This is a genomic window from Paenibacillus sp. SSG-1, from assembly GCF_002224835.1.
Taxonomy (GTDB): domain Bacteria; phylum Bacillota; class Bacilli; order Paenibacillales; family Paenibacillaceae; genus Paenibacillus_AQ; species Paenibacillus_AQ favisporus.
Genome location: NZ_MBRK01000001.1, coordinates 1939133 through 1962433 on the forward strand (window position 1 = coordinate 1939133; position 23301 = coordinate 1962433).

At 53.7% G+C, this 23301-nt stretch carries 23 protein-coding genes and 2 riboswitches; of the genes, 17 read left to right on the forward strand and 6 right to left on the reverse strand.

All coding sequences use genetic code 11. The features are described from left to right. Positions 1–11: 11 nt before the first annotated feature. Positions 12–470 (forward strand): MarR family winged helix-turn-helix transcriptional regulator, encoded by a 459-nt coding sequence (locus tag BCV73_RS09170; protein WP_089546853.1) that lies wholly within the window; start codon positions 12–14, stop codon positions 468–470. Positions 471–548: 78 nt separating this feature from the next. Then, complete coding sequence (locus BCV73_RS09175) at positions 549–1043, forward strand: VOC family protein (protein WP_179231937.1); 495 nt, start codon at positions 549–551, stop codon at positions 1041–1043. Between the two features lie 71 nt (positions 1044–1114). On the opposite strand, the gene queF is transcribed toward BCV73_RS09175, so the two are convergent. The 5 genes from queF to BCV73_RS09200 form a co-directional block, all read right to left on the reverse strand. Beyond that, positions 1115–1612, reverse strand: a complete 498-nt coding sequence (gene queF / locus BCV73_RS09180) for a preQ(1) synthase (RefSeq protein WP_076167270.1) — start codon at positions 1610–1612, stop codon at positions 1115–1117. Positions 1613–1712: 100 nt separating this feature from the next. Then, positions 1713–2438, reverse strand: a complete 726-nt coding sequence (gene queE, locus BCV73_RS09185; protein ID WP_089546855.1) for a 7-carboxy-7-deazaguanine synthase QueE — start codon at positions 2436–2438, stop codon at positions 1713–1715. Continuing rightward, positions 2435–2920, reverse strand: coding sequence for a 6-carboxytetrahydropterin synthase QueD (queD, locus tag BCV73_RS09190; RefSeq protein ID WP_089546856.1), 486 nt, complete (start codon positions 2918–2920; stop codon positions 2435–2437). The genes queE and queD overlap by 4 nt, the downstream gene beginning before the upstream one ends. Continuing rightward, positions 2917–3585 carry a 7-cyano-7-deazaguanine synthase QueC gene (gene queC / locus BCV73_RS09195; RefSeq protein WP_089546857.1) on the reverse strand — a complete coding sequence of 223 codons (669 nt, stop codon included), beginning with the start codon at positions 3583–3585 and terminating at the stop codon, positions 2917–2919. Before queC ends, queD begins: the two co-directional genes overlap by 4 nt. Before the next feature lie 126 nt (positions 3586–3711). Then, positions 3712–3755, reverse strand: a riboswitch (PreQ1 riboswitch). A gap of 52 nt (positions 3756–3807) precedes the next feature. After that, positions 3808–4743 (reverse strand): AraC family transcriptional regulator, encoded by a 936-nt coding sequence (locus BCV73_RS09200; RefSeq protein WP_076167260.1) that lies wholly within the window; start codon positions 4741–4743, stop codon positions 3808–3810. Positions 4744–4869: 126 nt separating this feature from the next. On the opposite strand from BCV73_RS09200, the gene BCV73_RS09205 reads away from it, so the two are divergent. From BCV73_RS09205 to BCV73_RS09250, 10 genes are all read left to right on the forward strand, one after another. Next, positions 4870–5607: a sugar phosphate isomerase/epimerase family protein gene (locus BCV73_RS09205; RefSeq protein ID WP_163873271.1), complete on the forward strand. Its 738-nt coding sequence runs from the start codon at positions 4870–4872 to the stop codon at positions 5605–5607. A 43-nt stretch (positions 5608–5650) separates the two neighbouring features. Continuing rightward, positions 5651–6772, forward strand: coding sequence for a Gfo/Idh/MocA family protein (locus BCV73_RS09210; RefSeq protein ID WP_089546859.1), 1122 nt, complete (start codon positions 5651–5653; stop codon positions 6770–6772). A 459-nt stretch (positions 6773–7231) separates the two neighbouring features. Then, positions 7232–7927 carry a 4'-phosphopantetheinyl transferase family protein gene (locus BCV73_RS09215; protein ID WP_089546860.1) on the forward strand — a complete coding sequence of 232 codons (696 nt, stop codon included), beginning with the start codon at positions 7232–7234 and terminating at the stop codon, positions 7925–7927. Positions 7928–8035: 108 nt separating this feature from the next. Beyond that, a riboswitch (cyclic di-GMP riboswitch) is annotated at positions 8036–8121 on the forward strand. A gap of 175 nt (positions 8122–8296) precedes the next feature. Beyond that, positions 8297–10069: a methyl-accepting chemotaxis protein gene (locus BCV73_RS09220; protein WP_089546861.1), complete on the forward strand. Its 1773-nt coding sequence runs from the start codon at positions 8297–8299 to the stop codon at positions 10067–10069. 20 nt (positions 10070–10089) lie between these two features. Beyond that, complete coding sequence (locus BCV73_RS09225) at positions 10090–13797, forward strand: non-ribosomal peptide synthetase family protein (RefSeq protein WP_089550171.1); 3708 nt, start codon at positions 10090–10092, stop codon at positions 13795–13797. A gap of 769 nt (positions 13798–14566) precedes the next feature. Continuing rightward, on the forward strand, positions 14567–15079 hold the full coding sequence (locus BCV73_RS09230; protein WP_089546862.1) for a MerR family transcriptional regulator: 513 nt from the start codon (positions 14567–14569) through the stop codon (positions 15077–15079). A 2-nt stretch (positions 15080–15081) separates the two neighbouring features. After that, positions 15082–15522 (forward strand): SRPBCC family protein, encoded by a 441-nt coding sequence (locus BCV73_RS09235; protein ID WP_089546863.1) that lies wholly within the window; start codon positions 15082–15084, stop codon positions 15520–15522. A gap of 210 nt (positions 15523–15732) precedes the next feature. Further along, on the forward strand, positions 15733–16455 hold the full coding sequence (gene pxpB, locus BCV73_RS09240; RefSeq protein WP_089546864.1) for a 5-oxoprolinase subunit PxpB: 723 nt from the start codon (positions 15733–15735) through the stop codon (positions 16453–16455). Then, positions 16452–17468: a 5-oxoprolinase subunit C family protein gene (locus tag BCV73_RS09245; RefSeq protein ID WP_089546865.1), complete on the forward strand. Its 1017-nt coding sequence runs from the start codon at positions 16452–16454 to the stop codon at positions 17466–17468. Before pxpB ends, BCV73_RS09245 begins: the two co-directional genes overlap by 4 nt. Next, on the forward strand, positions 17455–18216 hold the full coding sequence (locus BCV73_RS09250; RefSeq protein WP_089546866.1) for a LamB/YcsF family protein: 762 nt from the start codon (positions 17455–17457) through the stop codon (positions 18214–18216). Before BCV73_RS09245 ends, BCV73_RS09250 begins: the two co-directional genes overlap by 14 nt. Positions 18217–18258: 42 nt before the next feature. Here the strand turns inward: BCV73_RS09250 and BCV73_RS09255 are convergent, their stop codons facing one another. Then, a complete protein-coding gene (locus BCV73_RS09255; protein ID WP_179231938.1) occupies positions 18259–19182 on the reverse strand; it encodes a TetR/AcrR family transcriptional regulator in 924 nt (307 codons plus the stop codon). A 156-nt stretch (positions 19183–19338) separates the two neighbouring features. Here BCV73_RS09255 and BCV73_RS09260 point away from each other — a divergent pair, with 156 nt between their 5' ends. The 5 genes from BCV73_RS09260 (at position 19339) to BCV73_RS09280 (ending at position 23237) form a co-directional block, all read left to right on the forward strand. Next, positions 19339–20067 carry an MBL fold metallo-hydrolase gene (locus BCV73_RS09260; RefSeq protein WP_089546868.1) on the forward strand — a complete coding sequence of 243 codons (729 nt, stop codon included), beginning with the start codon at positions 19339–19341 and terminating at the stop codon, positions 20065–20067. Next, entirely contained in the window at positions 20067–21200 is a 1134-nt protein-coding gene (locus BCV73_RS09265; RefSeq protein ID WP_089546869.1) for an AbrB family transcriptional regulator, read from the forward strand. Before BCV73_RS09260 ends, BCV73_RS09265 begins: the two co-directional genes overlap by 1 nt. 205 nt (positions 21201–21405) lie before the next feature. Next, the gene (locus BCV73_RS09270) at positions 21406–22110 is read left to right on the forward strand and encodes a Crp/Fnr family transcriptional regulator (RefSeq protein WP_089546870.1); all 705 of its coding nucleotides are present in this window, start codon (positions 21406–21408) and stop codon (positions 22108–22110) included. Between the two features lie 50 nt (positions 22111–22160). Next, positions 22161–22754: a peroxiredoxin family protein gene (locus BCV73_RS09275; RefSeq protein WP_089546871.1), complete on the forward strand. Its 594-nt coding sequence runs from the start codon at positions 22161–22163 to the stop codon at positions 22752–22754. Between the two features lie 153 nt (positions 22755–22907). Beyond that, positions 22908–23237 carry an ArsR/SmtB family transcription factor gene (locus BCV73_RS09280; protein ID WP_218828120.1) on the forward strand — a complete coding sequence of 110 codons (330 nt, stop codon included), beginning with the start codon at positions 22908–22910 and terminating at the stop codon, positions 23235–23237. The last annotated feature ends 64 nt before the right edge of the window (positions 23238–23301 follow it).

Sequence of the window (23301 nt, forward strand, 5' to 3'; positions counted from 1 at the left end):
GAGGTTTGGTCATGGTCAGTGGCGAGCAAGGAAATGGGAACGTTTGGGAATGGGACACAGGCCCGCTAGGACGCCTGGTCAAGACGGCTTATATCGCGATGAGAAGGGAGCTCGAAGGGCTGTTGAAGCCATACGGCATCACACACACGCAGTGGAGTGCCCTCGGAGTTATCGACCATTATCCCGGTATTACACCGTCCGAAATGGAGCCGATCCTGATGATCGAGCGTCCCAGCGTAACAAGTCTGATCAACGGGCTGGTAAAGCGGGGGCTGGTCTACCGCCGCGACCATCCGGAAGACGCGCGCTCCAAGCAAATCTACCTGACGGAGCCCGGCAAGGAGCTTGCCGCTCGGACCCGGCATTTGACGCAGCGGATCGATCATGCGGTCAGACAGGAGTTCACCACGGAGGAGTATGAATCCCTTAGGAGTCTGCTGATCAGAGTGGTACAGCGCATGGACCGCTAATAGAAGAGAGGAAGCGAGTCCTCTTTTTTTGTTCATATAGTTAGAATTCTAATTAAAGTGTTAAAGGAGATGGATCAGATGAGTAACATTCAAACTCAATCGTCGGCGCCTGATGTCCGCTGGCAAGGATTTCACCATACGGCATTGGTGACACCCGATCTTGACGCAACGATCGCATTTTACGTCCACACGCTTGGCATGGAGGCTGGTCCTGTTTTCTCTGCTGCCGGGAAAAGAGGAAGTCACTGCTTCATTAAGCCGGGGGATACCCGGTCTTGGGGAATTCATTTCTTTGAATACGAGGAGGCTGTCATCAGCCAGAGCTCTGAAGAGATCAAGCAGCTCGCGGCCGACAGAAATTCGTCCAGCTTGAACCGGTTTCTTCCAGGAGCGCTGCAGCATGTAGCCTTTAGCCTGCATTCGGAGACCGACGGGATGAAGCTGCGGAAAAGGCTGCAAGAGCTCGAGGTTGTCATGACGGACATTTATGATCAGGGCCTCATTCGCAATTTCATCTTTCTTGATAACAACGGGATCCAGCTGGAGGCTGCCTGGCCGAAGGAGGAGGCGTAAAGAAAACGCTCAGGTGTACGCAAAGCAGCCGCAGGAAATCCCGCGGCTGCTGCGTATGTCGGCTTATTGCCTTAACGATTGTCGATTTTCTCCGGATACAGATCGTGGTTGATCATGCGCTGCTCCGCCCACTGCTCATACTTGGTGCCCGGGCGTCCGTAATTGCAGTACGGATCGATGGAAATGCCGCCCCGCGGCGTGAATTTCCCCCATACCTCAATATAGCGCGGATCCATCAGCTTGATCAGATCGTTCATAATAATATTCATGCAGTCTTCATGGAAGTCTCCATGGTTCCGGAAGCTGAACAGGTACAGCTTCAGCGACTTGCTCTCAACCATTTTCTGGTCGGGAATGTAGCTGATATGAAGCGTGGCGAAATCGGGTTGTCCCGTGATCGGGCACAGGCTGGTAAACTCGGGAAAATTAAATTTAACGAAATAATCGCGGTAGGCATGCTTGTTATCAAAGCTCTCGAGCAGTTCAGGGTCATATTGGAACACATACTTGGTCCCCTGGTTGCCGAGAAGCGTCAAATCCTTCATTTCGTGCGGCTGTCTTCCAGACATATCGTAATTCCTCCTGGATCGTTTCTAATTTGTTCAATAGGAAAATGCTTTCAGCTGGCATCCGCCCGAATCTGCGAGCTTAAGGCCGCTGCAGATTTGGTCAAACGCCGCGCTTATTTCCCCACACCAGCGCGTGAAGCTGGGGCAGCACGCGGACCGCGTTCAGCTCGGGGGAAGCGACCACCGCGTCGATGAGCCGCTCATAGCGGGCGAGCAGGTCGGCGGCATGGCCCGCGATATCCATCCGTTTCAGGTCGGGATTGCCGACCTGAAGATACATCGGCGCCTGCGGATACCGGGCATGGACATTGGTCGCATAGGCCAGATCGGCATCGTCAAAGACGACGACTTTCAAGCTGTACGCGTAAGCGGCTGGTCTGGCCGCAAGCCGGGTCACGATGCTGTCCAGCATCTCCCAGTCAGTCTCCATGCCGGAACTCGGCGGCTTCGGCGACAGTGTGACTTCGTGAATGTCGTCAAGCCAGTCCTGCCAGCGGGAGCCCTGGGTTTCGACGGCTATCTGGATCCCGTGGCTTTCCAGCAGGCTCACAAGAGAGCCAAGCTGGGGCAGCAGAGCCGGATTGCCGCCGGACAGGGTGACGTGGGAGAAGCGCTCGCCGCCGATCCGCTGAAGCTCCTCCCAGATGTCGGCGGCACTCATTTGGCGGATGTCCGCCTTAGCACTGCCGTCCCATGTAAATGCGGAGTCGCACCAGGAGCAGCGGTAATCGCAGCCAGCCGTGCGTACGAACATCGTCTTCTGGCCGATGACCATGCCCTCGCCCTGAACCGTTGGGCCGAAAATTTCAAGCACGGGAATATTCATTCGTACATCCACTCCCGTCTCGCCTCGGCATAACTCGTCGGCGTTTCGTACAGACGGACGAATTCGGTCCGGCCGCCTTCGATTCGGTAATCCCCGCAGTTAAGCGCATCTTCCATCCGATCAAACAGCCAAACGACTATATTCTCGGCAGTCGTATTCATCGGAGGCAGCGTTTCGTTCAAATAGCGGTGGTCCAAGGAAGGTTCGATCCGCTCCTTCCAGATTTGCTTGATCAGGCCGAAATCGGCGGTGATGCCGACCTCGTCCGGAAAGGCGCTGATCCCAAAAACGGCTTTATACGTATGGCCGTGCAAGTTTTTGCATTTGCCCTCATAGGCATGCAGGTGATGCGCGGCGTCGAAGGTAAACTCTTTGCTGACAAGCACCCTCTTATGATGATAGCGCAGGTCGGATGGCTGGATGTCTTCCCCCAGCTTTTGCAGCCGATCCACGATACGGAATTCGCCGGGAGTCTTGGTCATGGCTGCAGCGCCTCCGCTTTGGATTGAAGGTACTTGTCAAGACCAGCCTTGCGCAGCCGGCAGGCAGGGCATTTGCCGCACCCGTCGCCGATGATGCCGTTATAGCAGGTCAGCGTGCGTTCGCGTACAAACGGGAAGGCGCCCAGATCGTCGGCAAGCTTCCAGGTTTCCGCTTTGTCGAGCCACATCAGCGGCGTATGGATGACAAAGTCGTAGTCCATGGCGAGGTTCAGCGTCACGTTCAGGGACTTGACGAAAGCATCCCGGCAGTCGGGGTAACCGCTGAAGTCCGTTTCGCATACGCCGGTGACCAGATGTCTGGCGCCGGATTGCTTGCCCAGCACGGCGGCGAAGCTCAGGAACAGATGGTTCCGGCCATCCACGAACGTGCTGGGAAGCTCGCCTTCCTCCTGCGTGATTTCAATGTCGCTTCGCGTCAGTGCGTTCGGGGCGAGCTGATTGAGCAGGCTCATGTCCAGCACGGTGTTCTTCACGCCGAGCTCCGCGGCGATCGACTGCGCGCATTCGATTTCAAGCCGGTGGCGCTGACCGTAGTCGAACGTAACCGTTTCGACTTCCTTGAACTGCCGGAGCGCCCAGAACAGGCAGGTCGTACTGTCTTGGCCGCCGCTGAACACGACGACCGCTTTTTCGTTTTTGAGCATAAAAAAACCTCTCCTTCATGATTTGGTCCGGTAGGCAGGGCTGGAAAACACCTGACTCCGGCAGAAGAGAGAGGATTCTTGAACTGATCCGTAAAAAAACAAGCCCGGTCTTTATGGCCAAAGAGGGCAGTCTTAGTTTTTTATAGAGGGAGTTCGCGAACCTCTCCCGCGCGGTAACGCGCGGATTTTCTTCAATTAAGCGCAGGGTGCTGCGCCGGACTATTATATCATATCTTTGCGGATGAGGGAGTTTTGGATTTCAACATTTTCACTGCTGACCTTTTTACGGAACTGGCTCGGCGAAATGTTCTTGTACTGCTTGAACTGCTGGATAAAGTAGCTTGAGCTCGAAAATCCCGTCTCCTGGGCGATTTCCGTCATGGTCATCTCGGTGGTCAGGAGCAGCTTCTCCGCCTCGGTAATCCGAATATAGTTCAAATAATTGGTAAACGTCTTGCCCATGATCGCTTTGAAGCGGCGCGAAAAATAGCTGTAGCTCAGGTTGCAGATCCGCGCGGCGGCCTGGGCGTTGATGTCAAAGCGGTAGTTGTCGTCGATGTACTCGAACACTTTCTGCAGCATCTGGATGTCCATCTCCTTTAGGGAGTGGGCAACATCCCAATGGAGGCCGAGGTTTTTCGATTCGCGCAAAAACCACAGGAAGAGCCTGCAGATCAGCGTCCGGACCGCGAGCTCGAAGCCGTAAGACCGGGTCGTGAATTCGTCATAAATTTCGCGAACCAGGCCCGGGACGACCGTGTCCTTGATTTCGGACTCGGCGAACATCCGCTGATTGTTCGATTCCGCCATCGTAAACGGCAGCACGTACTTCGATTCGAATACGGTTCTGGATGTCGAGTACAAAATTTCAGGATCGAATTTAATGACGATATAAGAGACCGGCTCCCCATCCAGCGCATAGATGGAGTGGGTTTCATGCGAGTGGATCACGATCAGATCGCCCTTGCTCAGGGTATGGGATTCTCCTCCCAGGAACACCTTGGCTTTTCCCGTGAGAAAATAAAGAATCTCGATATACATGTGCCAGTGGGCGTGAACGATCCAGCGGCTGCCGGCGCTTTGATGGATCATGCATTCGTACGGATAGTGGATCGTCCCGATGGATGGGCGGTTCGACTCAAAATAAGGCTCGGTCATTTTCGCACGCTCCCGTTATACAATGACAAATATTTAATATATTAGAATAGGTTCATTGTATAACTTATCGAGGGATTTTGGTATCGTTACTTTGTATCAACGGAAGGGGTGCAAAGGATGGAAAAGGTGGCATTGCAGTTATATTCAATCAAAGAACTGACAGGAACCGATTTTCTCGGGACGCTCCGGAAGGTTGCGGAGACCGGCTACGATGGCGTCGAATTCGCCGGTTATTTCAATACTTCCGCCTCGGATCTGAAGAAAGCGCTGGACGAGTATGGCCTGCAGGCGGCCGGCAGCCATATCGGCGTATCCGAGCTGACGGATCACCTGGATCGGACGATCGAGTATTCGCAGGAAATTAATAGCGCTTACATCATCTGTCCCGGTCTTCCGGAGGAAATGAGAAACAGCGCTGACAGTTACAAGCGTACTGCGGAGCTGTTCAACCGCATCGGCGAACGCTGCAAGCAGAGCGGTATCCGCTTCGGTTACCACAATCACGGTATTGAATTTGAGAAATTCGATGGCGAATATGGGCTGGACCTGCTGGTGAACAATACGGACCCTGATCATCTGTTCATCGAGCTGGATACATATTGGGCGGAGCACGCCGGACTGCGCTCGGTGGATTTTATCAACAAATACAAAGAGCGCTGCGCCATTCTGCACATTAAGGATATGAAGAGCCTGGAGGACAAGCGGAATACGGAAATCGGTTCCGGCATCATGGATTTCCGTGCCATTACGGCTGCAGGCAAGCAGTACGGCGTCAACTGGTTTACGGTCGAGCAGGAGGAATATGAAATTCCGCAGCTGGACAGCATCGGTCAGAGTCTGAAGTACTTACGGGAAATTTTGTAATTTGGGTACAATTCCATTTTATATATGAAAAGGAGAATGAGTCATGGCGCAAAATACCGATAGAGTATTGAAGGTAGCAATCGTTGGTTGTGGAGGCATCGCCAACGGCAAGCACATCCCGAACCTGGTTAACCAGAAAAACGTAGAGCTGGTGGCGTTTTGTGACATCATCGAAGAGCGTGCCATCGAGTCCGCCCGCAAAATCGGCAAAGAGGATACGATCAAAATTTACACCGACTACAAAGAACTGCTGAAGGATGAGAGCATTGACGTCGTGCATGTGTGCACACCGAACAAATCGCACTCCTTTATTACGATCGACGCCCTCGAAGCAGGCAAACACGTGATGTGTGAGAAGCCGATGGCCAAGACAGCCAAAGAGGCTAGAGCGATGGTCGAAACCGCCAAGCGGACCGGCAAGAAGCTCACGATCGGCTATGACAACCGCTATCGTCCGGATTCCCTGACCCTCAAGCAAATTTGTGAAAGAGGCGACCTCGGCGACATTTACTTTGCGAAAGCGCATGCGATCCGCAGACGCGCCGTGCCGACATGGGGCGTGTTCCTGAACGAGGAGGAGCAGGGAGGCGGACCACTGATCGATATCGGTACGCACGCACTGGACCTGACGCTCTGGCTTCTGGACAACTACAAGGTAAAGAGCGTCAAAGGTAACGTGTACTACAAGCTTGGCGACAAGGAAAGCCCTGCCAACGCTTTTGGCCCATGGAAGGCGGAAGAATTTAAGGTGGAAGACTCTGCGTTCGGCTTTATTACGATGGAGAATGGCGCAACCGTCATTCTGGAAGCGAGCTGGGCGCTCAACACGCTTGACGTGGGCGAAGCTCAGGCTTCCCTGTCCGGTACGGAAGGCGGCGCGGACATGAAGGACGGCCTGCGCATCAACGGTGAGGACCTTGGCGTGCTGTATACGAAGAAGCCGGAGCTGAAGACAGGCGGGGTTGCCTACTTCGCAGGCAATTCCGAGAGCCAAGCCGGCAGAGAATGCCGTCTCTGGATCGAGAGCATTCTGAACGATACCGAGCCGATGGTCAAACCGGAACAGGCGCTGGTCGTAACGGAAGTTCTGGAGGCCATTTACGAGTCGGCCCGTACCGGCAAAACGGTATATTTCGACGACCAGCTTGTCACGGCTGAAGGATAAGTTCAGCCCTGCCAAAAACAATACGCTACAATCAAGTACAACCGTCCGGCTGCTGCCGGGCGGTTTTTTCGTTGAAAGGCTCGTTCGTAGGAGAGCTATTCCCACGCAGCTGCCCCGGGTCAGCGGTGATGTACGGGTAAAGGCGGGATTCTTGGTTTCCGAGGATCCGGCTTTTTTATGCCTGAAGGGGATGCGAGGCTTGTCCCCAGAGGCGTCGCGTGTAGACGTTTGTACCTAATTTGTTGATCAATTTGTGTACAAATGCTAGAAGCTATTAAAAAATAGGAAAAATTGGCCGAATAGTAATAATGGATGTTCGTTTTTCGTAGGAGGTTCATCCTAAACAAATCGATGAATTGGGGAAAATGCACTAGATTTCGCACCTTTCATTTTAGTAGCAAAAGCTGCTGTAAGCGGACCTGGTGATTACGAATGGAGCTGCGTGCTTAGGAGGGCTTGATGATCAGACTGTATATGCTTGGGATCAAGAACGTTTCCGCGGCGCATTTCGATCATTTTATGAAACGGGTCTCTCCCGAACGAACCAAACAAGTACAACGAATCAGAAACAGGAGGGATGCAGTAAGAAGCCTGTTCGGCGAAGTCATGGTGCGCTGGGCGGTGAACCAAGTAAAGCCTGCTGCCGCCTTTTCCAAGCCATGGATACGCAGCGAATTTGGCAAGCCGGCCTTTGCAGACGAACCGGACATTCACTTTAATCTTTCCCATTCCGGAGATTGGGTGGTAGCCGCCCTCGGCCCGTCTGAACTTGGAGTGGATGTCGAGCAGGTGCTCCCTGTGAACCCGGGAATGGCTGAATCATGTTTTTCACCCGCTGAACTCGAACCGCTTCAACACTTGACCGAAGAAGAGCGGCTGAACCGGTTTTATGACATATGGACGCTCAAAGAAAGCTATACCAAGTGCATCGGCAGAGGATTAAGTCAGCCGCTGGGCTCATTTACGATCACGGTTCGTCCCGACGGAAAAATGGAGTACAGCGGTCCCGACATTCAAGCACGCAATTATCAGTTTATGCTGATCCCTATGGAAGGACCATATAAGCTCGCGGTCTGTTCGAAAGCAAAGGGGCCGATCGAAATTTATACGCCGGAAATGGATCAACTCTTGGATATGAAGATGTATGCAGGTTAATTTCTGAAAAGAATGGAAATATCCATGAAAATTATGGTAGACTAGGTTTGGAAAACGAACAATTTATAGTTACTAATTATTCATTAGTTTCTATAAAAATGTACATGTAAAATCCATAGGCAAAACTGCTGAAAAGCAGTGACGCAAAGCTATAGGGACTACTTCCGAACGGGATATGTCAGCCAGTTGCAATGAATTGGTGAGCTGTGGTTTGCATTCCCATAGGTTGCTATTTTTTTGCCCTGAACATGCTGTTTTCACCACGGGGAGGTGTGATTCGTACAAAACCAAGATCGTTTCTAGTATGGCCAGATGGATCGTTGCCAGCAAGATTACATAATAGAGATAGACCAAAGGAGAGAAACGAGAATGAGCAAGTTTCAGCAATTTTTCAAGAAGTGGCGGTTTAGAAATTTAAGTATTGTAAGCAGAAGTATGCTGCTGACCAGTCTTTATATTTTCATCACCGGGGCTGTCGTCATTGGCGCAAGCTTTTATATTCAGGGCACCGTCCTGACCGAGCAGCTGCAGTCGGATTCCGGTAAAACGATGGATGCCCTAGTGAAGAGCGTATCGGTACAAGATGTCGAGCAGGCAAAGGATGTTAAGGATCCCAACGCCGCTGTCCAGCAAAAGCTGACGGGTATCTTTGACGAGCTGTCCCGTACGCATCCGAATATTGCCCAAGGGTATATTTTCGGGCCGGAGCTCGAAGGAGGCAATCAAACCTCGATTATTTCGATGCCGTCGGCTGTGCTGGAAATGTTCGCCAAAGATAATTTGCATCTGGGCGACCTGTACGAGCAGCCTAAAATTCATGCCGATGCCGTCCGCGAAATGCTGAAAACGAAAAAACTGGTGTTTACCAAAGCATATACAGATAACTATGGTACATGGATCACGGTCCTGTATCCGTTCCAGGATGCAGGCGGCAACATCTTCGCCTACATGGGCATCGACGTGGATGCCAGCCTGGTCTCTACCGGTCAGAATGATCTGCTGCGCAACACGCTGTTCGCACTGCTGATTACGCTGGTGATCGTACTGGCGCTGCAGTATTACACGAACAGACGGACGTTTGCCCCGATCAAATCGTTAATGACGGCGCTGGATAAGCTCAGTAAAGGCGATTTTACCGTACAGCTGAAGGCTGGCGACGATGAGCTTGGGCAGGTTAACGCCAAATTCAACACGATGGTGAACCAAATCAACGAGCTGGTAGGGACGATTAAAAAAGTATCGGAGCAGTCGGCGGAGCAGTCGAAGTTCCTGTTCTCGGCTGTAGAGAACAATAACAAAAACTCGTTGGCCATTACGAAAAATATTGAACAAATGTCCGAGCGGGTTGCACTGCAGAGCACGTCCATCACGGAGAGCGTCGTTTCGCTGGAGGAAATTTCGTCAGGCGTCAACACGATTGCCGGCAATACATCCGAGCTGTCGGACATTTCGATGCAGATGAAGGATCAGTCGGAAAAAGGGAACGAGAACGTTGAGCAGGTTATCGAGCAGATGAATTCGATCAACCACTCGGTTAAAAATTCCGTGGACATTATTGAGAAGCTGCAGGTCCGTTCCCAGGAAATCGGCCAAATTGTCCAGGTCATTACGGAGATTGCTTCCCAGACCAATCTGCTGTCCCTGAACGCAAGCATCGAAGCGGCGCGGGCCGGCGAGGAAGGCCGGGGATTTGCCGTGGTGGCCGATGAGGTCAAAAAATTGTCCGAAGAGTCCAGAAGATCCGCCACGCAAATTATCGAGCTGATCCGCTTCATTCAAGATGAGACCGCACTGGCCGTCGAGGCCATCAGCGAAGGCGAGCAGAACGTCGCCAAAGGGATTGAGGTTGTTAAGGAAACCGGCTCCCTGTTTAAAGGCATGATGATCGCGACCGATTCGGTTACGAGCCAAATTCAGGAGGTTTCTGCAGCGACGCAGCAGATGGTTGCCGAAACCGAGCAAATCACGGCTTCCATCAAACAGCTTGCAGAGCTGGCGGAGAAAAACTCGGCCGTTTCCAGCGAGATCAAGACGAGCGCCCAGGAGCAGCAGGCTTCCTTTGACAGAATTTATGATTCCGCCAATCAGATGAACCAGGTCGCTGACCAATTGGAAACTTTAGTCGATAAATTGCGGGTGTAATCATGAAGGAGCTGAACATTTTGAACACAACATCGATAAGCGAGCGCAGCAAGGCATACTGGTCCCAGGAACTCGAGCTTCCTCTGCCCGGACTCAATCTCTACACGGATGAGCCGGTGCGGGAAATTCAGCCCGATTTGCTGCGGATCACGGAAGCACTGGACTTGGGACCGGAAGAGGCTGCTGAACTGAGCCAGCTGGGCAACCCTCGTGCCTGGTGGCTGGCTGGTTACGCGGTGTTCCTGTACAGGATGAGCGCCGATCAGGATTTGCTGCTTGGCGTGGTGAGCCGGCAAGGAGAACTGCTGCCGCTTCGCGCAGCGATCAGCGGACAGGATACGTTCCGGCAGGTCTATGCGCGGATCGAAGCCAAGCTGGTAGAGCTGGACGCTGCGGATTTGAGTCTGCAGGAGCTTGAAGAAATGATAGGGCAGCCACTCGGCTATCAAGCGGTGTACGGCGAGGTTCATGGAAGCCGCCCTGCTTGGCTGGGCTGGAACGTTCAGGCGAAATCCGGTCGTTGGACGATGAGCATCGCCTATGCGCGCCAGCTGTTCCGGGAACAGACCGTGCGCAAGTTCAGCAGGCATTACGCTCAAATCGTTCGCGGTGCGCTGCGGAACGCGGATCTGGAAATCAGCCGCCTGCCTTTTCTGCTGGAGGAGGATCGGGCCGCTTATACTGCTTTGAATGATACGCAGATGGACCTTCCGGAACAGCCGACGATCGTCCGGATGATGGCTTCCACTGTAGCGAAGTATCCGGACCGGATCGCCGTCACTCAAGATGGGCAGCAGTTAACCTACAAGCAGCTTGACCGGCAGTCCAACCGGATTGCGAACATGCTGCTGTCCAAAGGGCTGCAAAAAGGGCAGTTCGTGCCTATTTTCATGAAACGGAGCCTCGAAACGATTGTTTGCATGCTTGGCGTTATTAAGGCAGGCGGGGCTTACATTCCGCTGGATCCTTCCCATCCGGATGAAAGAAACGCCTACATTATTGCTGACACGCAAACCGGGATGATCCTGACACATGCTGAATATGTGGACCGTCTGGAAACGCTGCTTGCCGGTTTTGACAGGAAGCCGGAAATTCTCCCATTGGGAGAACAAGCGGACTCCTACCCGGAAGCAGCATCCCCGGTTGCCATTGAGCCGGATGATCTGGCCTATATCATTTATACGTCCGGTTCCACAGGCAAGCCGAAAGGAGCCCTGATCGCTCATCAAGGCGTCGTCAACTTGGCGGAGTCCACGCGCAGGGAAATGGATCTGACCGAGGAGGACGTGATTCTTCAGTACTCCACGTTCAGCTTTGACGCGTCGGTCTATGATATTTTCGGATCGCTGGCCTGCGGCAGCCGGCTGCACCTGCTCACCGATGAGGAGCGTTTCTCCATCGACGCCTTCACCGCGGCGGTGGTGGAGCAGCAGGCGACGCGCGTCGCCATTCTGCCGACCGTTTTCTTCAACCAGCTTGCCGCCCATTTGCCTGAAGAGGATGCGCCCAAATACGCGAACATCAAGAGCATCATCGTCGGCGGCGAGGCGTTGTCGGGAGAGGCCGTACGCATGCTGCAGAAAAAGCTGCAGGTTCCGATCGTCAATCTTTATGGTCCTACCGAGATTACGGCGGTGGCAACCTCCCATATCGTCGATTATCCGGTTCCGGACGATTTGACGACAGTATGTATCGGAAAGCCGCTGAGCAATTATGAATTGTACATTGTCAGCGAGCACGACGAGCTGTGCCCGATCGGAGTTACCGGCGAGCTCCTGATCAGCTCCGTCGGCGTGGGCAAGGGGTATTTGAACCAGCCCGAAAAAACGAAGGAAGCCTTCATCACCGATCCGATTACGCCGGAGTCGGGCAAGAAATTTTACCGTTCGGGCGATATGGTCCGTCTTCTTCCGAGCGGACTGGTGGAGTATCGGGGGAGAAAGGATGCCCAGGTAAAAATCCGGGGCTTCCGGATCGAGATCGGAGAGATTGAGGACAATCTGGCAAAGCATGAGTCCGTCAAGGATATCGCTGTCATTCCAAGAACCGAAGCGGACGGAACCAAAGTGCTCGCTGCCTTTTATACGTCAAATGACGGGCAGTCGGTTGCTTCCAAGGACCTCGCCCAATTTTTAGGCCAAAAGGTGCCCGGCTATATGGTTCCCAAATATATGTGCTTCGTGGATCAAATGCCGCTGTCACCGACAGGGAAAATCGACCGCAAAAAGCTGGCGGCTTTCGAGATCGTGCCGGAAGAGGACGATTCGCCGTATGAAGCCCCGGTCACGGCCATTCAAAAGGAAGTGGCCGCTGCCTGGGAGAAAGCGCTTGGCCAGACGAGAATCGGCATCCACGACGATTTCTTTGAAATCGGCGGCTACTCTTTGAAAATATTGGAGATCCTGGTGCTGCTCAAGCCGAATTATCCGCAGTTGAAGATCAACGATTTCTTCGTCTACCCGACGATTGCCGCATTGGCCGGCCGGATCGAAGTGCTGGCCCATGAAGCGTCCACAGCCGAGGAGGCATTCGGTGAGGACGTTCCGCTGCAGGATTTGGCGGAGTTTCCGCTGAGCTTTTACCCTCAAGATTCTGCCGAAGGGCGGGTATACACGCAGGAGAATATTTTGCTGACCGGCGCGACCGGCTACCTTGGCTCTCACCTGCTGTACGAGCTGCTTCGCCAATCGAAAGCTTCGATTTATTGTCTCGTTCGGCCATCCGGCGTGCAGGAGCCTTACGCCCGGCTGGAACAGACGATGGTCGGATACTTCGGGAATGAAGTCAAACGTTTGATGGACAATCGGGTCATCGCCGTGCAGGGCGATCTGGAACAGGAGCATTTAGGATTGAGCGGGGAAGTTTGGGACATGCTGGCAGATCGCCTGGACTCCATCCTCCATTGCGGTGCGGAAGTCAAGCATTTCGGGGAAGCGGACTATTTTGCCAGGGTCAACGTGGACAGCACGAACCGTCTGCTGGCATTGGCTAAGTCCAAACCGGGCGTTCGGTTCCATTTTATTTCGACGCTCGGCATTCCGGAAGATTTGGCGCTGAACGGCCAATGGGCTTCGATCACGGCCGGCTCCGATTATGACGAAGCTTACGTCGAGAACGTCTATACCAACAGCAAGCTGGCTGCCGAGAAACTCGTCGTGCAAGCCGGCCGGGAAGGCCTCGCTGCTTCCGTGTATCGTGTAGGCAATTTGTCCTGCCGGTCGGATAACGGCTTATTCCAGAATAACATCGACAACAATGCGTTTTACCGCATGCTTAAGGCGATGCTGCTGCTTAAAAAAGCGCCGGATGTTCGCTGGGAAGTCGATATGACGCCGATTAATTATGCGGGAGAAGCGATTACCGCCTTGGCGCTTCAGGACGCGACCGTCGGAAGGATGTTTCATATCTGCAACCCGGTCACAGTATCTTATCGAGACATGGTGCGGTTCTTCCAGGCATACGGTTATACGATCGACTTGACCAATTGGAAGGAATACGAGCAGTGGCTTCTCGATCCGAAGCAGGCCAAGGACCAGGCGGGCCTGGAGCTGGCCATGGCGCAGCTGGAGGGGGACGGCGCGAAAAACTCCAATTACCGCTACGCATGCCCGCAGACGCTCGAGTACCTCGAGGGGACCGGGGTCCAGTGTTCTCTACCGGATGAGGCTTATTTCCGCAAGCTGATCGCTCATGCCGTCAAGGTGGAGTATTTTGAGCAGCCCGAATAGTCGGGAGAATTGTTATCGTTCGGACAAACCCTTGAGCCGCACTGCGGCAAGCGGATGGTCATGAACGGGCAAGGAAAGAAAAAGGTTAGAATGTGTTAGAAATAAAGACAGAAACGGACGAAAGCGAATAAAATAGCCGGAGCCGTATGAGAAGCTCGAGTTGTGCAAGGCAGGGTGGGCATGGTATTGTGCAATCTGCGACCGCAGGACATAGCAGACAATAGCGAGATCTCGTATCATATAGCGCGACAATCAATTCACCAGCAATTTTAACAGCAATACACTAGCAAGACACGAGCAATTCACCGAGCAATTCACCGAGCAATACACGAGTAGTTCATCAGCAAGAGCCAGCTTTAGAAATGAGCAAAAGGGTAAGGGAAGAACCGGCCCGGCAATTGCATGGATAAAAGCAAAATCATTGTCAAGAAGCAAAAGCATGACTCAGCTCCGCCGAATGATCATAAGTAACAATAGTAGAAAGACAATAGCACCTAATAGCGGCAGGACGATAAGGAACAACAAACTGCGGGAAATAAGCAATACTAAGGGGATTTGCGGAACTTTGCGGGCTCTTTCGGCAAATGATATTTCCAGCCATATTAGCATTCCTAGTCATACCACGCATTCTTTTCCATGTTTGCTGAATATTGAAATCGAACGACATGATGCCGTTCGATTTTTTTTTTGCAATCCCTTGAACCTTACGCTGCGTAATGTTTTATATTAGAGCTACCGGTACAAGTCTTCGCGAAGCTAGGGGATGATTATGAACACGCAGTGGAAGGTCGGGGAGCTGGCGGCCATGACGGGACTGACGATCCGAACGTTAAGGTACTACGATCAAATCGGTTTGTTTTCTCCGTCCGGACATACCGAATCCGGTCACCGGATCTATAACGGGCATGATTTGGCCAAATTGCAGCAAATATTGTCTCTGAAAGAGCTGGGATTGTCGCTGGATGAGGTCAAGGAAATCGTGGAGGGGAACGAATTCAGCCCGCTCGACATTGTCCGGATCCAGATGGACCGCCTGAGAAGTACCATCCGGTTGCAGCAGCGGCTCCTGCAGGAGCTGGAAAACGTATCGGCTCTTCTGCAGCATGACCAAACGTTGACGGTCAACGAGTTTACCGCACTGCTTGAAGTGATGAAGAAGAGCAAGGAAAAGTTCTTTTTGGAAAAACGGACAAGCATGGAGCGCAGCCTCGACCGGCTCGGGGAGGCGCTTGGGGAAAACGAGCCGGATCCAATGAATAGGAACAATCCAGGGAGGCCATGACCATGAATAACGAACGATCTGTCATTCACGAAACATTTGTTATTGAACGCAAGTATCAAGCAGCGCCGGCGAAGGTATTTTCGGCCTGGTCCGATCCCGAACTGAAGTCAGCCTGGTTTCCGAAAGCAGACAGCTTCGAGTTTAAGGTAGGGGGGCGCGAAGTCAATGCCGGCGGGCCTCCGGATGGGCCGGTGTTTACCTTTGATGCCGTCTACCAGGAGATTGCAGAGAACGAGCGGATCGTCTATACGTATACGTTGGATCAAGGCGGCAGCCGCATGTCCATCTCGGTCGTGTCGGTGCAGTTCCAGGCGTCGGGACAGGGAACAAGATTAATATATACCGAGCATGGTGCGTTTCTCGACGGACTGGATACAGCCTCGATGCGCGAGCACGGGACTAAAATTATGCTGGATAAGCTTGGTGAAGTTGTAGCTGAGTAGCCGGTCAAGACGGTTATTGCAAGATGCAGTCCTGCATTCAGATACAACAAGGTCGCCTCAGGGATCCTGAGGCGCCTTTTTTGCATTGAAGGGTCGGTCTTCAGTCTTCAGTTAGAAGTGCCAGCGTGTAGAAAAAATCGAATGCATACCGCACGGACTCTGCTATCATATAAATGATGAGGATTTATACATACAGAAGGAGGGGATTCCTTGAACCGAAACGATACGTGCAGGGTCGTACCCTTAGGGGAATCGGCGGTTGTGGTGCACCTTGGCGACACGGTCAGCGAAGATTTGCACCGTGAGGTTCAGGCGCTGACCCGCCGCATTGAGGCAAATCCCTTTCCAGGGTTTGTCGAATGCGTTCCGGCGTTTACGAGCGTGACCGTGTTTTATGATCCGTTCGAGCTAAATTTACCGCTGCACGAGACCGGCCGGATGGATTATGTGCAGTCCCTTCTGGAAACTTATATGGCGGACATCCAGGGAACGCCCGAAGCGGTGCCGGTGGTGATCGACATCCCGGTATGCTATGGAGGCGGGTTTGGCCCTGACTTAGAAGAAGTCGCCTCCATCAACAACCTGACCACTCAGGATGTGGTCCGCATCCATACAGCTCAGACCTATTTGGTCTATGCGGTGGGGTTTGCTCCCGGGTTCCCTTATTTGGGCGGGCTCGACGAACGGATCGCCGCGCCGCGTAAACCGTCGCCGCGGCTTGCCATTTCGGCCGGGTCGGTCGGAATCGCGGGGACACAGACGGGAGTATACCCGGTGGAAACCCCGGGCGGCTGGCAGATCATCGGACGTACGCCGCTTCCCCTGTTCAGGCCGGATCAGGATCCGCCCGCGCTGCTGCGGGGAGGGGAATATATCCGGTTCCGTCAGATTGACGCGGCGGAATACGAGCGGATCAAGGGGGCACAGTCATGAGCATAACGGTCATAAAACCCGGTCTGATGGCGACGATCCAGGACTTGGGTAGATCAGGCTACGGCAAGTATGGGGTCATCGTCTCCGGCTCTATGGACCGATTTGCGCACCGGACGGCCAATTGGCTGGTGGGCAACGATGAGGGCGACGCCCTCATCGAGGTGACCTGGTCGGGGATGTCCGTCCGCATGGAGCGGGAGATGTGGGTAGCCCTGACCGGAGGGGATTTTTCGCCGCAGATGGACGGTGTACCGGTTCCGATGTGGAGACCCGTCTTTGTCCGAAAGGGCAGTACACTCACATTCACTGGGCCGAGGGCAGGCTGCCGGACGTATTTGGCTGTTGCAGGAGGCATCGATGTGCCTGAGGTTCTTGGCAGCCGCAGCACGTATATGCGTGCCGGGATCGGCGGCATGAAGGGTAGGGCGCTGAAGGCAGGGGACATCATTCCAGTCGGGACCGGCAAAGGCCGGTTACGGCATCCATCCACAAAGGGAACGCAGCCTTTTGATGCGGTGAGGTGGGCGGTTCCGGCCTCGGAAAGGCCCGCTTACAGCGAGCATCCTTACGTCCGGATCGTCCGCGGACCGCAATTCGGCGATTTCGACGATATGAGCCGGCGCGCGCTGCTTGATCATGATTTCCGGGTTACGCCCCAATCGGACCGGATGGGGTACCGGCTGGAAGGTCCGCGGCTGCAGCTTCACCGCCTGCAGGAATACATATCGGAAGGCGTGACGATGGGGACCGTGCAGGTACCGTCCGATGGGCAGCCGATCATTCTGATGGCTGACCGCCAGACGCTCGGCGGGTATCCGAAGATCGCCCAGGTTGCCGGTGCGGACCTGCCGGTGGTTGCGCAGACACCGCCCGGTTCAACCCTCCGCTTTAGGGAGATCAGTCAGACGGAAGCGGAACAATTATGGATGGATCAGGGCATACGGTTAAGGCGGCTTGCCCGGATGATTGCCCTTAAATTAAAGGAGGACGGATGGCTTGATGGGTTGGATTGACTTGAACTGCGATATGGGGGAAGGATTCGGCGTATACCGGATCGGGGCCGACGAAGAGCTGATGGGGGAAATTACGTCCGCCAACATCGCCTGCGGGTACCACGCCGGCGATCCTTCGGTCATGCGGAAGACGGTGAAGCTGGCTTTAAGCCGCGGGGTCGCCATCGGCGCGCATCCCGGTTTGCCGGATCTGGCCGGCTTCGGGAGAAGAAACATGGATATTTCGCCGGAGGAGGCCATGGATTTGGTGACGTACCAAATTGGCGCACTGCAGGCGATTGCCAAACAGGAAGGCGGGCGCCTTCATCATGTCAAACCGCACGGCGCCCTGTACAACATGGCTGCGGTCTCCGCTCCTCTGGCGGATGCAATCGCCGAAGCTGTCTGCCGCACGGACGAGTCCCTGATTCTCTACGGCCTGGCAGGCAGCGAGCTGCTGGCTGCGGGGGCAAGGTACGCGCTCACAACGGCCAGCGAAGTATTCGCCGACCGTACGTATCAGCCCGACGGCACGCTGACGCCCCGCAGGCTGCCCCACGCACTCATCACGGACACCGATCAGGCGGTTCGGCAGGTGATCCGCATGGTGAAGGAAGGCACGGTAACTTCCGCGGACGGAGCGGAGGTGACCATTCAGGCCGACACGGTCTGCCTTCATGGTGACGGCGAGCATGCCATCACCTTTGCCAGGGAGCTTCGGGCACGCCTGGAAGCGGAAGGCATTGGAGTCAAGCCTGCAGGAGTATGACCCTGTCATCAATACAACCAAAAAAGACAGTCCGTCAGGCCTTTATGCCTGATCCGGACTGTCTTTTTGCGGTTCCGCCGCATGATTCAGCATGAGACCCAGCTGCCTCACGTAAGGTCTCAGCTCGTCGACGGAATCCAGAAAATTCGTATACACCCGGACCAAAGTCGCGTTCGGTTTATCCTGTTCCAGCTCCCGCCGAAGCAGGTCGATCACTTCCAGCAGCTCTTTCTGAATCCGCTCCGGCTGTGGCAGCTCTTGGACCTTTTGGGCAAAATACTGCAGAAACTCACCCAGGTTCGCCCGCCGGGTCGGAAGGTCTACCGGATTGATGTCGTTAAAATAGGCGCTCGACACCTTGAGAATTGGGACCGGCTCCTTATCGATCATGTCGCGGATGACCGCGTCCATCCGGTCTACGCAAAACCGGGCCAGTTCCGCCATCGGGCAGGCGATGGCCGTTTGGACGGCATGGGACAAATATTCCCGCGACATGCCGCGGTAGATGGCCACGATATCCCCAAGATAGGGGGAGATGGAATCGCCGTATGCTTCGTAGAAGCAGTCGCGGTGCCACGTCAGAAACGCGGCGCGCTTTTTTTTCCATTCCACCTGGAAGTTTTCGTTAGCGGTGATCGGCAGCTCTTTGAACTCGCTCGTAAAAAAGTGGTTTTCCAGCATGTATTGAAGCTGAAATTCGATCTTGCGCCGCAAAATTTCCTTCGGCGGGTCCCCCGCCAGCCGCAGCGAGCGATCCAGCTCCCGGGCTTGCTCGAACATCGTCCGGTGAACGAAGGTGAAAACGCCGGTAAACAGGTCCTCTTTCGAAGGAAACACTTTATAAATGCTGCCCTTGGCCATGCCGCATGCTTCCGCAATGTCCTGCATGGAGGCGGCGAAATATCCTTTTTCTTTAAAAATACGCATTGCCGTATTGATGATCTGCTGCTTTTTGATTTGCTCCATCCTTACCACCCCTACACATTTTGACATGATGTCCGCCAAGGGTCAACAAAGGAATTGACACAAAAAACTCAGGAGTCATATAATGAACTAGCGAGTTTTATGCGGATATTGAAGTTGACAGGAGGTGAGCCAAAGCGAGATGCTTTGGCGTGAAGTATGAAAATTTCGGATCAGATCGAAATGCTGGAACTGTCCCTTTCCATGGGCGATCGGGAAATGGTGATTCATCCTGTAATCATCCGTGATCAGGATTCCTATGTATTGGTAGACACGGGGATGCCGGGCTGCTACGAAAAAATCGTAGAGCTCATGTCTCAGGCTGGGATTGATCCTGCCGCCCCTCATTCCATTATTGTTACCCACCAGGATATCGACCATGTGGGCAGCCTGCCTCAATTTAAGGGAGAGGGCGTAGAGGTATATGCACATGCGGAAGACCAACCCTACATCGACGGACTCAAGCCAATGATTAAATTTAGTGCTGACCGTAAAAAGGGGCTGCTGGAGTCGCTGCCGACCCAATTAGCTGAAGCCTTTGAGGCGACCTTTTCCGGAAAGGTGACCAATGTGACCCGCCTTCTTGCCGACGGAGAGAAGCTGCCTTTCGGCGGGGGACTGACCGTCATTTATACACCGGGCCATACTCCAGGGCATATCAGCTTGTATCATGAGCCGAGCAAAACATTGATTACCGGTGACGCTATGGTCGTTAACAACGGCGAGCTGCAGGGACCGAATCCGCCGGTGACGCCGAATATGGACGAAGCGATGCAGTCGATCACCAAATTCAAAGCCTATCCGATCGAAAACGTCATCTGCTATCATGGCGGTCTGTACCAAGGGGATGCCGGGGCGCGAATCGCTGAACTGACTGAGAGCCTGTAATGACAGACACCGCAAGCTTGAACAACAGCCGTTTGAGGAACAACAAATGGCTGCGGTTTTTGGTGACCTGCGTGTTTGCCGTCATCGGCGGATTCATCTTCCAATGGATCCATATGCCGATACCATGGCTGCTGGGCTCCATGGTTTTTGTCATGATCGGCTCCAAGCTGTTTAAAGGCGTTTCTTTCTTTTGGCCGGGGCAGGTGCGCAATACGGGGATGATCATCATCGGTTATACGATGGGATTGTCTTTCACCTTGTCCACGCTGAATCAGATCGGGCATCAGCTGCCGACGATGGTCCTGTTTACGGCGCTGCTGCTGGTCGTTGCTGCGGCGATCGCCTTTATGATCGCTTTTCTGTCGGGAATCCCATTTCCTACGGTGCTGATGGGCAGCATTCCCGGGGGGCTGAGCCAAATGATCACGCTGGCGGAGGAAGTGGAGGGAATCGATTTGACGGTCGTGACCTTCCTTCAGGTGTCACGGCTGATCATGATTATTTTCTGTGTGCCTCTTTTGATCTTCAGCCCGCTGTTCCATACCTCGGGATCGCATGCATCAGGAGCCGCATCTGCGGCGCTGTCTGCCGATTGGTCCGCCTTGTTTCCGCATATCTGGCTTTTCGCGGTGGTATGCGTCGCATTTGCTTTGGTTGGCAAGCGGATCAAATTTCCGACAGCCTTTCTGCTCGGGCCGATGATCGGCACCATCCTGCTCAATTTATCAGGATATGAGGGATATTCGCTCCCGCCGGTGGTTCTGAGCTTGTCGCAGCTGATGATGGGCGGGTATATCGGATTGCTGCTCAAACCGGAAAATTTGAAGCACAAAGTGAAAATCATTTTGCTCGCCATATTGAGCGGTGTCGTGCTGATCGCATGCTCCCTCGGGCTCAGCGTGCTGCTGACCCAGTTTCATGCGATTACGGAAGTAACATCATTTCTCAGCCTTTCGCCAGGCGGCATGGATCAGATGGCGCTGATCGCCAAGGAAGTGAACGGGGACCTGTCGGTTGTCACCTGCTACCAGCTGTTCCGGACCCTGTTTATCTTTTTCGCCGTACCGCCGCTGCTCAGGCTGATCTTCAGATCGATGCTTAAAGGAAAAAAATTGGCCAACAGGCCGATGTGATTGATCAACAGTGCAACCTACATGTTTTATCTATTCAACCAGCCATCGCATTTCAGCTTTGGCTGTTTTTTTATCTTTAATTCCGCCAGCCGTCGCTTGAACCAGCTAACCCTGTGAATGCGGCTGCGTCATGCTTTTGCTGCTGCCGAATATCTTCTATACTATAGTCATTATCGGGTTGACCTATTTGGGAGGAACATAGCGCATGAGCATATCACATCAATCGAGTGACAAGCCGATCCAGGTATTTCCGTGCCTGACGGTGGTTTCGCCTGAGGAGTGGCGGGAGTCCGGGCCGTTCATCCGGCGTTTTAGCGCCAAATCGCGAATATTCCATCGGGATGATGCGGCGGCATATGGTATGTTCCTTCTCAGTGGAACTGCGAGGATTACGGTGATCGGCGAAAATGGCTCCGAATCCGTCATCAACCTACTGACGGCGGGAGAAATTTGCTCACTTCTGGTGCTGAGCGGTCTGAGCGGGCGCGAGTATCCCGGTGAGCTGACTGCCGAGACCGAAGTGGAAGTGCTGTTTGTGCGGAAAAGCAGCTTTATGCGTTGGGTACAGGAGTACGAGTCTATTCGCGCCACCGTGTTCGGCGGGCTGCTTGACGGCATGCTTCGCATGGTGGAACGGACGCAGCAGCGCCAGACCCTCCCGCTTGACAACCGCCTTGCCGGAGCGCTGCTGCGAATGACGGCAGGGGAAGCGCCGACGGTGCGGATCACCCATCAGGAGCTGGCCGAAGAGGTCGGTTCGGTTCGCGAAGTCGTGACAAGGGCACTTGCCCGGTTTCAGCGGAAAGGGTGGATCGAGACCAGCCGGGGAACAGTCCGTATTTTGCAGCGCAAGCTGCTGGAAGAGGAGTTTGGTGACCTGGTCACAGAGGAATCCGGAGCTTCCTGCTAAAGTGGGTTCATGCATCTCATGCATAGAAGATCCATGAGGAGGAATATCGTATGACTAACCTGCTGGTGACCGGGGATAAAGCCCCGCTCTTCCAATCGATCGACCAGCACGGCGATCCGGTTTCGCTGGACCAATTCCGCGGCAGTAAGGTGCTGCTGTCGTTCTTCCGTAATGCGGCATGCGCTATGTGCAATTTACGCGTTCATCAAATGATTCAGAGGTACCCCGACTGGCGTCGCCAGGGGCTTCAAGTCATCGCGTTTTTTGAATCGCAGGAAGCGAACCTGCACAAGTATGTAGGCGCGCAGCAGGCGCCTTTTTCGCTCATTGCCGATCCGAATGCCGCCATCTATAGTTTGTACGGAGTCGAATCGTCGGAATCCAAGACAGAAGCTACATTAGCGCTGCCGAATGTTCATGAACTGGCAGATGAAGCGGCGGCGGCCGGTTTTCCGCTTACGCCTGAAGAGGGGGCCAATTTCCACCGCATTCCGGCCGAGTTTCTGATCGATGAAGAGGGGATCATAAGGACCGCATATTACGGAAAGCTGATTACCGATCACCTCCCTTTCGAAAGGGTGGACCGGTTCGCAGCGTCCTCCCCGGAGGAGGCACCTATGAAGCCGGAGAATCGGTCACGCTAAAAGCCTTTGAAATAAGGCGAGACAATCCCTTACCATTGTATAGATTGTTTGGAACGCAAACAGTCACAGCAGGAATTTCCTTGCTTTGGCTGTTTTTATTTTCGTTTTCTCTCCATATTCCTTTGTGGTAGTATTTGGTCAGGAGGCATGAAGATGAACACGACAACATTGACTGCGCTTGCTGAGCCTAACCGGCTGCATATTATCGAGCTCATTCGCGACCGCGGCCCCCTGACCATTGGAGATATCGCGAATCGGCTTGAACTCAATCAGCCCCAGACATCCAAGCATGTCCGGGTTCTTCACGAGGCCGGCCTCGTTGAAGTGCAGCCTGCCGCCAACCGGCGAATCATTAAGCTGCGTACCGAACCATTTCAAGAGCTGGACCACTGGCTTGAGTCTTTCCGATCGATGTGGGATGACCGTTTGGACCGCCTGGATGAATATCTGCGGGATATTCAGGGGCGAGGTTCATCGGAATGAACGATATGAATCCCTCATATGAACCGTAAAAAAACATCGCGATGTCGTGATGTTTTTTCTTTTG